Annotated in this window: 15 protein-coding genes; 6 read left to right on the top strand and 9 right to left on the bottom strand. The window is 35.3% G+C overall.

What is annotated here, in order from left to right; genetic code table 11:
• The first annotated feature begins 28 nt into the window (after positions 1-28).
• Entirely contained in the window at positions 29-913 is an 885-nt protein-coding gene (locus EG346_RS09635; protein ID WP_123878252.1) for an NAD(P)H-binding protein, read from the top strand.
• Positions 914-1,029: 116 nt separating this feature from the next.
• Here the strand turns inward: EG346_RS09635 and EG346_RS09630 are convergent, their stop codons facing one another.
• Both EG346_RS09630 and EG346_RS09625 read right to left on the bottom strand, forming a co-directional pair.
• Positions 1,030-2,313: an alkaline phosphatase family protein gene (locus EG346_RS09630; protein WP_123878250.1), complete on the bottom strand. Its 1,284-nt coding sequence runs from the start codon at positions 2,311-2,313 to the stop codon at positions 1,030-1,032.
• Positions 2,314-2,431: 118 nt separating this feature from the next.
• The gene (locus EG346_RS09625) at positions 2,432-3,370 is read right to left on the bottom strand and encodes a helix-turn-helix domain-containing protein (RefSeq protein ID WP_164466083.1); all 939 of its coding nucleotides are present in this window, start codon (positions 3,368-3,370) and stop codon (positions 2,432-2,434) included.
• 245 nt (positions 3,371-3,615) lie between these two features.
• On the opposite strand from EG346_RS09625, the gene EG346_RS09620 reads away from it, so the two are divergent.
• The 5 genes from EG346_RS09620 (at position 3,616) to EG346_RS09600 (ending at position 7,935) form a co-directional block, all read left to right on the top strand.
• Complete coding sequence (locus tag EG346_RS09620; RefSeq protein ID WP_123878247.1) at positions 3,616-4,161, top strand: hypothetical protein; 546 nt, start codon at positions 3,616-3,618, stop codon at positions 4,159-4,161.
• Between the two features lie 58 nt (positions 4,162-4,219).
• Positions 4,220-6,031, top strand: a complete 1,812-nt coding sequence (locus EG346_RS09615) for a phage tail-like protein (protein ID WP_123878245.1) — start codon at positions 4,220-4,222, stop codon at positions 6,029-6,031.
• Positions 6,032-6,302: 271 nt separating this feature from the next.
• Positions 6,303-7,067 (top strand): sterol desaturase family protein, encoded by a 765-nt coding sequence (locus EG346_RS09610; RefSeq protein ID WP_073329740.1) that lies wholly within the window; start codon positions 6,303-6,305, stop codon positions 7,065-7,067.
• Positions 7,068-7,141: 74 nt separating this feature from the next.
• Positions 7,142-7,594, top strand: coding sequence for a transposase (locus EG346_RS09605; RefSeq protein WP_073329737.1), 453 nt, complete (start codon positions 7,142-7,144; stop codon positions 7,592-7,594).
• Positions 7,595-7,617: 23 nt separating this feature from the next.
• A complete protein-coding gene (locus EG346_RS09600) occupies positions 7,618-7,935 on the top strand; it encodes a hypothetical protein (RefSeq protein ID WP_073329734.1) in 318 nt (105 codons plus the stop codon).
• 102 nt (positions 7,936-8,037) lie between these two features.
• On the opposite strand, the gene EG346_RS09595 is transcribed toward EG346_RS09600, so the two are convergent.
• The 7 genes from EG346_RS09595 to EG346_RS09565 form a co-directional block, all read right to left on the bottom strand.
• Positions 8,038-8,808, bottom strand: a complete 771-nt coding sequence (locus EG346_RS09595) for a T9SS type A sorting domain-containing protein (RefSeq protein ID WP_123878243.1) — start codon at positions 8,806-8,808, stop codon at positions 8,038-8,040.
• Between the two features lies 1 nt (position 8,809).
• The gene (locus EG346_RS09590) at positions 8,810-9,337 is read right to left on the bottom strand and encodes an ankyrin repeat domain-containing protein (protein ID WP_123878241.1); all 528 of its coding nucleotides are present in this window, start codon (positions 9,335-9,337) and stop codon (positions 8,810-8,812) included.
• The gene (locus EG346_RS09585) at positions 9,334-9,879 is read right to left on the bottom strand and encodes a YceI family protein (protein ID WP_123878239.1); all 546 of its coding nucleotides are present in this window, start codon (positions 9,877-9,879) and stop codon (positions 9,334-9,336) included. The genes EG346_RS09590 and EG346_RS09585 overlap by 4 nt, the downstream gene beginning before the upstream one ends.
• A 12-nt stretch (positions 9,880-9,891) precedes the next feature.
• A complete protein-coding gene (locus EG346_RS09580) occupies positions 9,892-10,233 on the bottom strand; it encodes a c-type cytochrome (RefSeq protein WP_228425772.1) in 342 nt (113 codons plus the stop codon).
• Position 10,234: 1 nt separating this feature from the next.
• The gene (locus EG346_RS09575) at positions 10,235-11,077 is read right to left on the bottom strand and encodes a DUF5777 family beta-barrel protein (RefSeq protein ID WP_123878235.1); all 843 of its coding nucleotides are present in this window, start codon (positions 11,075-11,077) and stop codon (positions 10,235-10,237) included.
• Positions 11,078-11,203: 126 nt separating this feature from the next.
• Positions 11,204-11,863: a Crp/Fnr family transcriptional regulator gene (locus EG346_RS09570; protein WP_228423609.1), complete on the bottom strand. Its 660-nt coding sequence runs from the start codon at positions 11,861-11,863 to the stop codon at positions 11,204-11,206.
• 295 nt (positions 11,864-12,158) lie between these two features.
• Entirely contained in the window at positions 12,159-12,464 is a 306-nt protein-coding gene (locus EG346_RS09565; RefSeq protein WP_034723398.1) for a DUF3467 domain-containing protein, read from the bottom strand.
• Positions 12,465-12,482: the final 18 nt, after the last annotated feature.

The raw sequence follows: 12,482 nt of genomic DNA, 5'->3' as shown, positions 1-12,482 counted from the left end.
TTGTTATCAGAATAAAAAAATAATTATTATGAAAATTATCATCACAGGATCTTTAGGAAATGTAGCAAAACCTTTAACACAACAATTGGTTGCAGAAGGTCACGATATTACCGTTATCAGTAGTAACGGATCTAAGGTTAGTGAAATTGAATCCATCGGAGCTAAAGCAGCAATCGGATCTATCACAGATCTGGATTTTTTAACTGCAACGTTTGAGGGAGCTGATGCTGTTTTTGCGATGACACCGCCTAATATGGGAGGAGTTCATATTGTTGAAAATACGGTTAATGCAGGTAAAAACTACGCAGAAGCGGCTCAAAGAAATCAGGTAAAAAGACTGGTGATGCTGAGCAGTATCGGAGCAGAGTCTCCTGTAGAAAACGGTCCCATCAAAGGACTTCACCATATTGAAAAATTATACAATGATCTGGAGAACACTTCTGTAACTCTTTTGAGAGCCGGATATTTTTATTTCAATTTCTTTAACGATATTCCATTGATCAAGGGAGCCGGAATTATTGGAGGAAATTATTCTGAAAATGTAAGCATTCCACTGGTTCATCCAAATGATATTGCCAAGGCCGCTGCTGAAGAATTGGTAAAAAGTCCTGTTGGTAAAAATATCCGATATATGGTGAGTGATGTACGCAAAGCTTCTGATTTTGCAGGTACTTTCGGAGCAGCGATAGGAAAGCCGGAATTACCATGGGTAGAGTTTTCCGATGAAGATTCACTCAACGGAATGTTGCAGGCAGGTCTTCCACAGGAAATGGCTGAGCTGTATACTGAAATGGGACGAGGAATAAGAACAGGGGTTGTTCAGAAGGATTTCGCAGAGCATGGATCTGTAGTTGATGGTTCCGTAAAACTAGAGGACTTTGCGAAGTATTTTTCTGCTCAATTTAATTCTTGATTTTTTTTGACTTTCACTTTGAATGTGATAAAAAAGTTTCGGCGCACCTGCGGTGCGCCGAAACTTTAATTTTAAACGATTCTATAAGTTTTTTTGATATCAATCTTAGCTTCAATTTATCTTTTCTCCTTTAAAGTCTGTTTTAAAACTTTAAGTTTTCCATCGATAGGCTGCTCTATTTTCAATCCTAATATTTCGGCAACTAATGGATATACATTGACATTCGAAAATTCATCAACTACCACATTATTTTTAAATTCCGGACCCCAGGCAAAAAATGTAGCTTTCATTTCGGGTACGAGTCTGGCATTGTAGCCGTGTTTTCCAACGGATGTTTTCTTTCCTTTTTCTAAAAATATTTTTGGAGCTTTTGGAATGAGAAGAATCTGTCCTATTCTCTGGTATTGATCATCTTTGGTCCCGAAATGCAAATATCCAGGAAGTCTTTTATCTAAATAAACTTCATAATCATCTGTTTTTCCGGCTTTAAGTTCTTTATAAACGGATTTTACTTCTGCAGGATTCTTGACAACCACTCTTAATAAGGTCTGGGAATTATAAAAATCGAACCGGTCTTTATCAAAAAGTATTGCAGGTATGTCTAAAGGAGCTCCTCCGTCTACTTTGATCATTCCGTGATCAGACACAAAAACAAAGTTGACGTTTTTCAATCCTAAACTATTGACTTTCTGAACCAGTTCACCAATAGCGTTATCTACTAAATGAACGGCATCTTCCGTTTCCCTGGCTTCCGGACCGAAGTGATGTCCGCTTCCGTCCACTTCGGGAAAGTACAATGAAATAAAGTGAGGTCTTTTATCCATCGGTAATTTCAGCCAGTCAATGACTTTATTGACTTTTTCGGAAGGAGTGAATTTCTCATGGTAAGGGTAATAGTAAGTCGGTCTTTTTCCTCCGGCATCACTTGCAGAACCTACCCACATCAGGGAGGCTGAAATCATTCCCTGCTTTTCGGCTAATCCCCAAAGAGGAACGCCGCCATACCAGCTTCCGTCTTCCGCATTCTTTCTATCGCTCATGGCATAGAATTCTTTTCTTTTGTAATCGTAGAAGAAATTATCAATCAATCCATGATGTGACGGATAAAGACCGGTAATCAAACTCCAGTGGTTGGGAAAAGTGATGCTTGGATAACTGGGAATCATTGCTTTAGCCTGAACACCTTCTCCGGAGAGCTTTAAAAGATTTTCAGCATTGTATTTTTTAGCATAATCATAACGGAAGCCGTCTGTAGAGATCATGATTACATAAGGTTTTGTCTGCGCATCAACGCTGTTATAACGATTAGCAACCACAACCTGAGCAGTATCGACCGGTGATTTCTGTGCAAAAATTGTTAAAGAAAAAATAAGCAGTAAAAAATGTAGTCCTCGCATCATTATAAAAATTTTTAGCAAAGTTAGGCTCTCAAAACCTCAGATGAAAGTTTAGTGGGTTAAAAAATTATTAAAACGAGTTTAGAATTTTTATAAACCAAACTCTACATTTTGTTTATTATTAGCCCTTCGTTCCTTTCCCTATCTGGTCTGATGTGTTAATATATTCGCTGGGAGTAATGCCTTCTATCTGCTTAAACACCCTGTTGAAAGTAGCCTGATTGGAAAATCCGGCTTCAGTGTAAATATACATTAAGGTTACTTTCTGCAGATTGCTTTCATCAATAAGCTTTTTCACATAGTTAATCCTGTGTACATTTAGGTAATTGCTAAAATTCAGGTACCCTTTAGAACGGATTATTTTGGAAAGATAATTATAGTTGATATCCAAAGAGGTGCTTAACATGGATATATTCAGATTGGCCTTTTTAAATAGTTTATCATTCCTCATCATCACTTCCAGCTGTTCAAACAATTTTTCCGCAGCCTCGTCATTAATCATAGGGGTTTCAACTATTTTTTGCAGAACAGGTATTTTGACATCTTCCTCGTTGGCATTAATCAATTTTTCATCTTCAATATCAATCAGAACCTTGAGCTTATTTATTTTATTGCTGTAGATCAGTAACAATATGATGACAAGAAGATTAAAACCAAAAAGAAATACATCGGAGGCAACCACTTCCGTCCGGGAGTATCTTGGAAATTGAAGATCAAAATATTCATACACTAAAAAGCAAACAAGAATATTGAGAATTAAATAAATGGAATAAAGAATAGTCTCCCTTTTTTGAAAAAAAATATAGGCAACTAAAGGAAGCGGAAACAAAGAAACCACATTACCAATAGAATTACTCCAAAAAGTAAGCATAATATAAAAATTATACAATGGAGCCATAATCATATATCCATGAATTATGTGATCTGCTTTGTATTTTCCTCTGATCAGAATATAAGTATAAGAAAGAAGAAATAATCCTGCAGTAAGATAGATAACTATGGTAGGATTATAAATGAAAAATTGAAAAATAACAATATATAATACAAGTATACTGCACATAATCATGATGTACAGATGAATAAATTTTTTTTTTAGATTTTCGATTTCATTCAGAAAGAGATCCCTCATTTTTTAATCTATCAAGTAATTATTTTTCAATTATCACTGACATAAATATTTGGTTAACAAAAATATAAACACTTTAAGTTTATATTGAAAATCAACTCATGTACAATGATTTTGATTTGCTAAGGTATGTAATTTTGTAGAACGAAAAAACAAGTAATTCACTAATCCCTCAAACATTGAATATACCAGGTAGCTTTAGAGAAATATTAATCAGCATGGCATTGCTGATATTTCTTTTTGGTAATGCCCGGGAGAAGAATGATTCAAGGCATCATAAGAATAGACAAAAAAAAACAGAATCAATAAAAATTTTTATTTACGAAGAAACCAGCGTTTATGCAAGAAAACTTATTTACCATGCAACATTTCCCGTTATAATAAAGAAAATCATCAAATCAAATTCTAAATTTTCAGCGCAAAAGAAAACAATTGCCACCAAGACTAAAGAAAAAACACAAACTAAAAATATAAACTATTATGATCATATAATTACTACTCATGGGTCTGATAAAAAAATACGAGTTAGTGCCCATGAAAAATATCATTATATATCATTACCAAAACATCACTCACCTTATTTTACAATTCGTAAGACTGTAGTTTCCCAATTATACTTTTTAGTAAAACTACTGCCTTCCATCTATAATCATATTCTCATTGAGAACGGCAAAAATAAGGCTTTCAGTATCAGACCTCCCCCCAAAAAAAAATTCAATATATAAAAAACAAGAAAAGAAGAGGGTAAAGTTGCTCTCAATAAAATAAATAAACCCTATTAAGATGAAAAATAAAACATTCTATCTGTTCTTGCTGCTATGCTTTTCTGCAAGAATTTTCAGTCAAGTTGGTATTAATACCACCTCACCTAATCCTAAATCTGCACTGGATGTTATTTCCAAAAACAATAATACGGGAGTACTAATTCCCCGTTTGACCACTGTAGAGAGAGATGCTATTGGTGCAGCATCCACAGAGGATGGTCTAACGATATACAACACCGATGAAAAATGTTACAACTATTACCAGTCAACGAATACAGCATGGTTAAGTTTATGTGGTACCTATCAGAAAGCGGTATACACAACAGACTGTACAAACATTAAGGTGTTCGGTACCTACACACAGGGAACATCTTTGAACACAAGCAATTATATAACGATGCCTATTACAGTGGCAAAGGCAGGGACTTATAATATTGTTGCAAAAACCACTAACGGATATTATTTCGAGAAGTCCGGGGTCTTTCCCAACACAGGTACTTTTACCATTACTTTAGATGGTTCCGGTGCACCAAGTACAGGTCCTCAAACCAATACCCTTTCGTTTGTATATGATGGATTAACCGATACTGCATGTACCACTAAAACAGTAAGCGTTTTAGGCTCGCAGGTAAGTTATGGTATTAATTGCAACGGCGCTGTAGTCAATGGTACTTATAATAAAGGCGTGCAATTGGTATATGATGATAATACGGTTACTATTACTCTTTCTAATGTAGACACTTCAGGTACGGTAAGTATTAATTCTTCTACCAACAACGGTGTCAATTTTACGACTACAGAATCTATAAATCCAAGCAGCACCAATATTACCCTGCATGGTGTAGGAACCCCAACAAGCGCTGGTACTTATACGTATACATTTACTACCAATGGAGCTAATCCTCAGACATGTACATTTTCTGTAACTTTTGAAACCAATCTAGGTACTTTTGCCAATCCTGCCAATAGATGCCTTGAAATATATAATGATGGGAAGAGAACTGACGGCGAATATTTCATTAAAGGATCCGGAAGTGATGTCGTAAAAACTTATTGTGACATGACCAACGGTGGCTATACCTTAATACAATCCTACTCTGAAAAGGCTTTATTGACAGACAACGATAATGACTTGAGAAATAACCAGAATTTAAACTGGAATGGTAACAAAAATTATACAGCAGCAGTAGGTGCCAGCGGTATTGTTACCTACAGAAACTTTTTACTGCCCCTTGTAGTGAGACAACAGGTAAGAAGTAATACTACAGGTAACCTATACAGAGTACGTATTGTAGAAGATGCAGTCAATCTGAATACTAATGGTGATGCGTGGGCAAAAAACAACTACGCTGTATTTGATTTATCTACAGCTGGAAGCAATGATTTTATAGGTAATGTATGGACTTCAACACAGGTAAAAATAACATCAAAACTATTTGGTAAAAATTATAATACTACCGGACTAACCAGCGGAAACTATGTGACTTTTGACGGACAATCCTGGAACTATGCAGAGACCTATAACATTGGTAACGCGAAAGTGATTAGTCATCAAAGCAATCCTCCAAATTATGCTTTCACGTATACCAATACAAACGGAAGCACTACATCAAGTAATTTAGTTGGCTTAGATGATATTTGGGGACCTTATTCTGACAGTACATTTAACCATCATATCGGTAAATGCAGACCCACTCTTAATGGAACTACAGGTATAGGGGATGATTATCAGGGTGTCGTAGAATGTAATGGAGGTTTGAATGTTATCTATAGAACACCTCACTCATTTAATGGTGGTGAAGGTCGCTATGTACAATGGTTTGTAAAATAAAATAGAATGGAAGACTGAATATCGCTTTTAAACATCATGAATCGTCTTCTAATCAAAAATTAATACTGAAGCCAGTTTATGATGTCTGGCTTCTTTAATTTGAAGCAAAACATAAATTCCTATATAAAATACCCTTCTGTCTCTTATACAATTTAAGCAATTTTCATAGACACAAAAAGATTCGGAAGGGTATTTACCTTTCATTAAAAAACTAATAATCAACTCATATATGAATTAGAGATCACAATTTTTATAACGAAGAACACAAATTATGGCCTTACTAGAAAATCTTTTCAGTTTTAGTATGATGGATATGCTTAAGTATATCCTTATATCGGGTACCTTTTATGTGATATGCTATATTCTCTACAAAAAATCACTGGCCTCCGCCAAAATACAGGAAAGAATTATTTCAAAGAAAGATATCAAAAGAGAAATTTATTATTCTTTACTATCTTCTGTCATCATGACCTTTATTATTGTATTAATTCTCAACACCCCACTTGTCAGGCATACTCTACTATATACCACCATTTCAGATTACTCTATTCTTTGGCTTATAGCAAGTATCCCTATTGGAATGTTCATTCACGACACCTATTTTTACTGGTTGCACCGCCTACTGCATCATAAAAAATTATTCAGACATATTCATCTTGTCCACCACCAGTCCAATAATCCTACTCCTTTTGCATCGTATTCCTTTCATATTCTTGAAGCGGTGGGTGAAGGCCTGATTCTCCCTCTCTTATTATTTATCATTCCGCTTCATCCTTTTGCTATTTACACATTTTTGTTATTTTCCTTTATCATTAATGTTTACGGACATCTGGGATACGAAATTGCTCCTCAATGGTTCAGAACCTCATTTTTATTTGGTATTCTGAATACTTCCGTCTATCATAATCTTCACCACAGTAAGTTCCACGGAAATTATGGATTGTATTTTAGGTTTTGGGACAGAATCATGGGTACTGAAAATCCAAAATATATTGAATGCTATGATGAAATTCAGAATAACAGATTTCCTCAATAATTATAGTTTCATTCATTTTTACAGGGTAGCATCATCAATACAATTTCACTTAACTATTAATTAATATAATCTCTATGAAGCAGAATAACAAAGAAAATTTCAAGCATATCCATATCGGAAAATACCTTCAGGCAAGAGTCGAGGATTTACAAATACCGTTAGATAGAATTAGTAATTTTTTAAATGTTACCGATGAGGAAATAGAATCTATGTACCAATCAGAAAGTATAGACAGTCATCAATTATTAAGATGGTGTAAATTATTGGAATATGATTTTTTCAGATTGTACTCCCAACACCTTATTTTGTATTCATCTCCTACAAAAAAGGATGCAACGGCTTCTGACAAAAAAACAAGTCATCATTTACCAGCCTTTAGAAAACATATCTATACCAAAGAAATTATAGATTTCATGTTGGAACTTATCAATACGGGACAAAAGACACGACAGGAAATCATTACCGAATACAGGATACCAAAGACTACTTTATATAAGTGGATTGCAAAACATACTGATACCAATTAAATATAGTAATGTAAAAAAAAGAAATGAATCCTCCTGATTATAATAGAATTTATCTTGATCTTATCAACAGAAAATTTCCTGACAGAAAAAAAGAACTCATTCCTATGCTTGACAAAGAAATCAAAAATTCTCTTGAACTTATTTCCTTTAATAATTTGATCTTTAATCATCAGGAAAAGGATATTATGGCTTTTAATCAGAAATTAAGATCTTATGATGAGGTAAGTATCAAAAAAATAATGGAATATCAGAAAATAAATAAGCTTAACAATCAACAGGTGGCCAACCAATTCAGAATCAGCAGAAATACGATTGCGAAATGGAAGAAATTATTTGCATAGCGTTGAAGAAATAGTTGATCTTCTGAAAAAATAAAGTTATTTCTCAATTTATTACAAAAAAATCTCTTACGGTGTAAGAGATTTTTCGTTTCAGATTGTTTATTATTCTTTAATCAGTTTTTCATACGTCAAACTGCCATCTTTTAAAGTAATCTCAAGATAGTAGCTTCCCGGTTTCAAATCGGAAACAAGGATCGCGTCTCCAGTGAGTTCCACAGATTTAACTTTTCTTCCCGTCGATTCATAAACATCTACAGATTTGATTTTATCTGCATTTTTAAATTGTACCCTGTCTGTAGCCGGATTGGGATATAGAATTACTTTCTTACTTTCAGCAACAGCCTCGCTTGTACCCAGTACTGCTCTTGTTAAAACGGCATATCCTCTATTGGAGGTTCCTCCCCCATGATAAGCCAAAGCTGTAGAGGATCCTTTAGCAAAGAAAATATTGATAGAGTTGGTATTATTTGTAAAAACAGTATCTCCGGTTCCTCCTGCAAGGGATCTTGTGGCCACAAGGGTTCGGATTCCTCCACTCGTCGTATTTGAGGTAATCGTCCAATCCTGTGAAGCATCTGCATTAGGCGTTTGTCCAATTCCTGCAAACGTATAATCAATATTGGTATTGGATGTCGAGTTTGAATTATAAATAAATCCGTCGACTCCTGTTACCATTCCTCCGCTTATTCCGTTACCTCCAAAACCTATTCCCAAATAGGATGTATCCGGTCCGGTAAGCGTCATGGTGACTGTAGTAGGATTGGTATTCATCTTTATAGTCATACCGGCCGATAAACTGACCGTTCCCGTCGAAAACTGTGCCCATACGAGATTGGCAAGGGCTACACTAAGTACTAGTAAAACTTTTTTCATTTTAATTTTTTAAGAGGTTGATGATTTCTTTGTTATTGGTTTGTAATGCATATTCAAAAGGCGTCATTCCCATTGAATCTTTTTTGGATTGATCTGCTTTGTATTTAAGCAGCAATTCTATGAGCTCTTTGTTTCCGAACTTTACCGCCCAGAAGAGAGGCGTAGATCCGGTAGCATCCGCAATATTAGGATCGGCATTTTTACTTAATAAATAAGCAGTCAGATCCTTATTATATTTTACAGAAAGTCCTGCCAGAGCGGTTCCTTCCTGGCTTTTATAATTAATGTCTTTCACATGATCTATCAAAAATTTAGCGACTTCAGTATTTCCTCTGTAGCATGCGAGGATAAGAGGCGAAAAACCGCTTTCATTGGTTCTATTGATAATATCCGGATCCTGTTTCATAAGATTTTTCACTTCATCTACTGTTCCTGTTCTGGCAATTTCAAATATTGATTTTACTTTTTCCTGAGCTGAGATAGCAGAAAAACCAAGGAAAATACTTATGATAATAATGATGTTTCTCATGGTTTTGCCATTACATAGTTGTACTGCACATTGACATTTTCAGCCACCTTTTTGCTTACCATTTTGGGGATCGTTACATTGTGATCTGCAGGTCTCGCCACAAATCCTCCCTGCATATAGACCTTCCCATCCTTGGCATAAATAGTTGCTGCAGAAGACACAGCTTTATCTACTCCATGAAAATTCAGAGTTCCCTGAACATTATATTTCTGTGGGGAAGCGGTAAGTTTTGTTTTATCAAAATTGACGATTTTTCCTTTAAAGGTAGTCTTAGGGTATTTTGCTGTTTCAGCATAGCTTTCATTGAAATGTTCTTCCATTAATTTGGTTTTAAAATGAAAGTTTTTCACCGCCGAAACGGATGCTATTTCTCCGTTGTCCGCATTCAGAACAACAATATTGTTATCATCCTTTGCATACACATCTTCGAATAGCGGCAGAGATGCCTCGAAGGTTACACTTCCTGTTTTTGAGCTGTATTTCTGCGCTGACACTACGCCTATAAAAAACAGCACAGCGCTCATTACTATTAATCTTTTCATATCCAATATTTTTTAATTTTCAGTAAGCCCATCGGCTTTCCACTTGATGAAGGTATTGATTTGGGTTTGAGATAAGGAACCGCCCTGTGGCATTTTGCCCGGATCTCCATTGGGCCTCTGGATTCTGTCGATAATTCCGTCTATATTATTCTTCACATCTGTGTAGGTAGCTAAGGGCTTAAAACTTCCGGCAGAATGACAGTTGATGCAACTGTTATCCACAATAGCTTTCACCTCAGCATTGTATCTTACAGGCGCTGTAATGGGAGTATTATCAGAAATTTCATCATAGGTCCTGCTGTCACAAGCGGTAAATAGCGCAGCTGATGACAATATGTATAGTATCTTCTTCATTTTAAAAAACTCTGTAAAGGTTAAACCCAAAGAATATCTGTCCTTTTCCCCACTTCCCTACTGCATTGGAGAGATAGCCGATATCTGAATTGATCTGGGAATTGGAGAATAAAAGCTGAAACACATGTCCCCCGGTTTCTATATCCATCCCTAAGGACAAAGGATTTTTATAGAAACTGTGATTATCAAAATTCACAAAATATTCTGCGTTGATAGAAATTCTTTTGGAAATTTTATAGCGGCCGCCTAATCCGGCCAGAAATTGATTTTTATCTTCAAGCGCCGGATCATACAAATTTTTATGGATGAAAGAAGGACTCAGCTGTAACGAAAACTTATCATTGAATCTTCTTGAAATTAAAGCCTGGGTAAGATAGGCCAGCCGGTCACCGAATTTAAGATAAGGATAATTGTCCTTGTCAAGATCTGTATTTAATGCCATGACATTGTAGCCCACAATGTCTGCCGGAAAATTTTCAGTTTGCTTTATCAGTTTATACTTGACCGCGCCCTCGAATGTTTTCATATTTGTTTCCCGGGAAAGGCTCACTGATACGGCATCTGTAAGGCCATAGATGACTCCCAGTTTGGTGGAAGCGTCATCAAGACCGAAAAAGTTTTTGAATCCGGTGCTTATATCTCCGAAACGGTGAGCTACCACAATATACCATTCATTTTTAGCAGAAAGCTTTGTGGACTGTCCGGTGACAATTTGCAGCGCTTTAAAGGCCGGCTGAGAAATTTCTGTCGTTGTTTTGAGTGTGTCAATATCTTTGAGCAGGTCTTCCTGTGCTGAGACAAGACCTGAAGCCAATACCGACAAAAATAAGAGAGCTTTTGTCATATACAATTTGAATTAAATTATGATATGACAAACTTATCGAGTTATGAAGTCAAAAGTATGTGATAAAAGTCACCGAATAAATTGTTTTTATCAATAATAAAGATAAAATCATTAAAACATCACATATTAGACTGATCTAACATTTTCATTTACAGGGATTTTAATCCCTTCTTTGGTCTGCAAAATTTCACCTTCATTTTCTATTTTCTTCAAAACTCTGCTTACGACTTCTCTTGAAGTCCCCAAATTACTGGCGATCTCGCGGTGTGTAATCTTCAGTGGATTGTTTCCTGTCGCTGAAATCTGTTGTTTGATGTAGTTCAGAACTCTTTTATCAAGTCTGTGGAAGACGGCATCATTGACCATATTCATGACATCTGAAAAGCGTTTGTCATATTCATGATAAAATACTTTGTTGATTTCCGGAAATCGGATCAGCCATTCATGGATAACGGAAACAGGAATCAGGATCACTTCAGACTCTTCTTCGGCAACAGCATATACTCTGCTTGTATAATCTGTAAAAATAGAGGAGAAAGTCATCAGACAGCTGTCATTAGGCTTTATATAATAATAGATCAATTCTCTTCCATCATTAAGGGTAAACACCTTGATTGAACCTTTGATCAAAAAAGGAACATACTTATTTTTCTGTCCTTCCCTGATAATTTCTGTTTTTGCTTTTATATCAGTGATAACTGCATTTGCGTGCATCTCATTTAAGAAGTCCTCACCCAAGAAACTGAATTTCTCAAGAATAAATTGATTATTAATCATATCTGCCATATCATTTTCAAAACAAATATATAAAATTGAAGTATTCAAATGTTATAAAAATAATATTCTTTCATTATCACTGTTAAAAAATCAACAATTGATTCATTCATCAGAATATTTTAAATATAAATTAATATTTTATCTTTAAAATATTCAATAAAACAAGATGATATATATTTTTGCGATGATGATTCATTTTCCCTTTCATCTTTTTGGAATGATAGAATAGATAAGTTAAAATTGGGGATGAAATAAAAAATGCCCCGGCAAAACCGGGGCATTCTTATGTATTGTAAGAAAAATCTTATGCTTGTACGTTGTTTCCTCCTAATACGAAAGGCTCAACTTCTTTGATTTCTCCGAACTGCTGCTCATAGTTAGCAATGTTCTGTTGAAGAGCAGATAATACTCTTTTAGCGTGAAGTGGAGCAAGAATGATTCTTGATCTTACTTTAGCTTGTTGAACACCCGGCATTAACTGGATGAAATCTACTACGAACTCAGATGGAGAGTGGTTTACCAATGCTAAGTTAGCATATACCCCAGCAGCTACCATTTCGTTCAATTCGATGTTGATGTTTCCGTCTTGTGGATTTTGATTGTTGTCCATTGTTATAAAATATGTTTT

Source organism: Chryseobacterium carnipullorum (genome assembly GCF_003815695.1).
Classification (GTDB): domain Bacteria; phylum Bacteroidota; class Bacteroidia; order Flavobacteriales; family Weeksellaceae; genus Chryseobacterium; species Chryseobacterium carnipullorum.
The sequence above is the reverse complement of the archived record's forward strand: the minus strand, read 5'-3'. Positions and strand labels throughout refer to the sequence as shown.

Excerpts from the sequence above, each read along its gene's own strand:
- EG346_RS09635 (WP_123878252.1), top strand. The coding sequence starts at position 29 with ATGAAAATTATCATCACAGGATCTTTAGGAAATGTAGCAAAACCTTTA.
- EG346_RS09630 (WP_123878250.1), bottom strand. The coding sequence starts at position 2,313 with ATGATGCGAGGACTACATTTTTTACTGCTTATTTTTTCTTTAACAATT.
- EG346_RS09625 (WP_164466083.1), bottom strand. The coding sequence starts at position 3,370 with ATGTGCAGTATACTTGTATTATATATTGTTATTTTTCAATTTTTCATT.
- EG346_RS09615 (WP_123878245.1), top strand. The coding sequence starts at position 4,220 with ATGAAAAATAAAACATTCTATCTGTTCTTGCTGCTATGCTTTTCTGCA.
- EG346_RS09610 (WP_073329740.1), top strand. The coding sequence starts at position 6,303 with ATGGCCTTACTAGAAAATCTTTTCAGTTTTAGTATGATGGATATGCTT.
- EG346_RS09605 (WP_073329737.1), top strand. The coding sequence starts at position 7,142 with ATGAAGCAGAATAACAAAGAAAATTTCAAGCATATCCATATCGGAAAA.
- EG346_RS09600 (WP_073329734.1), top strand. The coding sequence starts at position 7,618 with ATGAATCCTCCTGATTATAATAGAATTTATCTTGATCTTATCAACAGA.
- EG346_RS09595 (WP_123878243.1), bottom strand. The coding sequence starts at position 8,808 with ATGAAAAAAGTTTTACTAGTACTTAGTGTAGCCCTTGCCAATCTCGTA.
- EG346_RS09590 (WP_123878241.1), bottom strand. The coding sequence starts at position 9,337 with ATGAGAAACATCATTATTATCATAAGTATTTTCCTTGGTTTTTCTGCT.
- EG346_RS09585 (WP_123878239.1), bottom strand. The coding sequence starts at position 9,879 with ATGAAAAGATTAATAGTAATGAGCGCTGTGCTGTTTTTTATAGGCGTA.
- EG346_RS09580 (WP_228425772.1), bottom strand. The coding sequence starts at position 10,233 with ATGAAGAAGATACTATACATATTGTCATCAGCTGCGCTATTTACCGCT.
- EG346_RS09575 (WP_123878235.1), bottom strand. The coding sequence starts at position 11,077 with ATGACAAAAGCTCTCTTATTTTTGTCGGTATTGGCTTCAGGTCTTGTC.
- EG346_RS09570 (WP_228423609.1), bottom strand. The coding sequence starts at position 11,863 with ATGGCAGATATGATTAATAATCAATTTATTCTTGAGAAATTCAGTTTC.
- EG346_RS09565 (WP_034723398.1), bottom strand. The coding sequence starts at position 12,464 with ATGGACAACAATCAAAATCCACAAGACGGAAACATCAACATCGAATTG.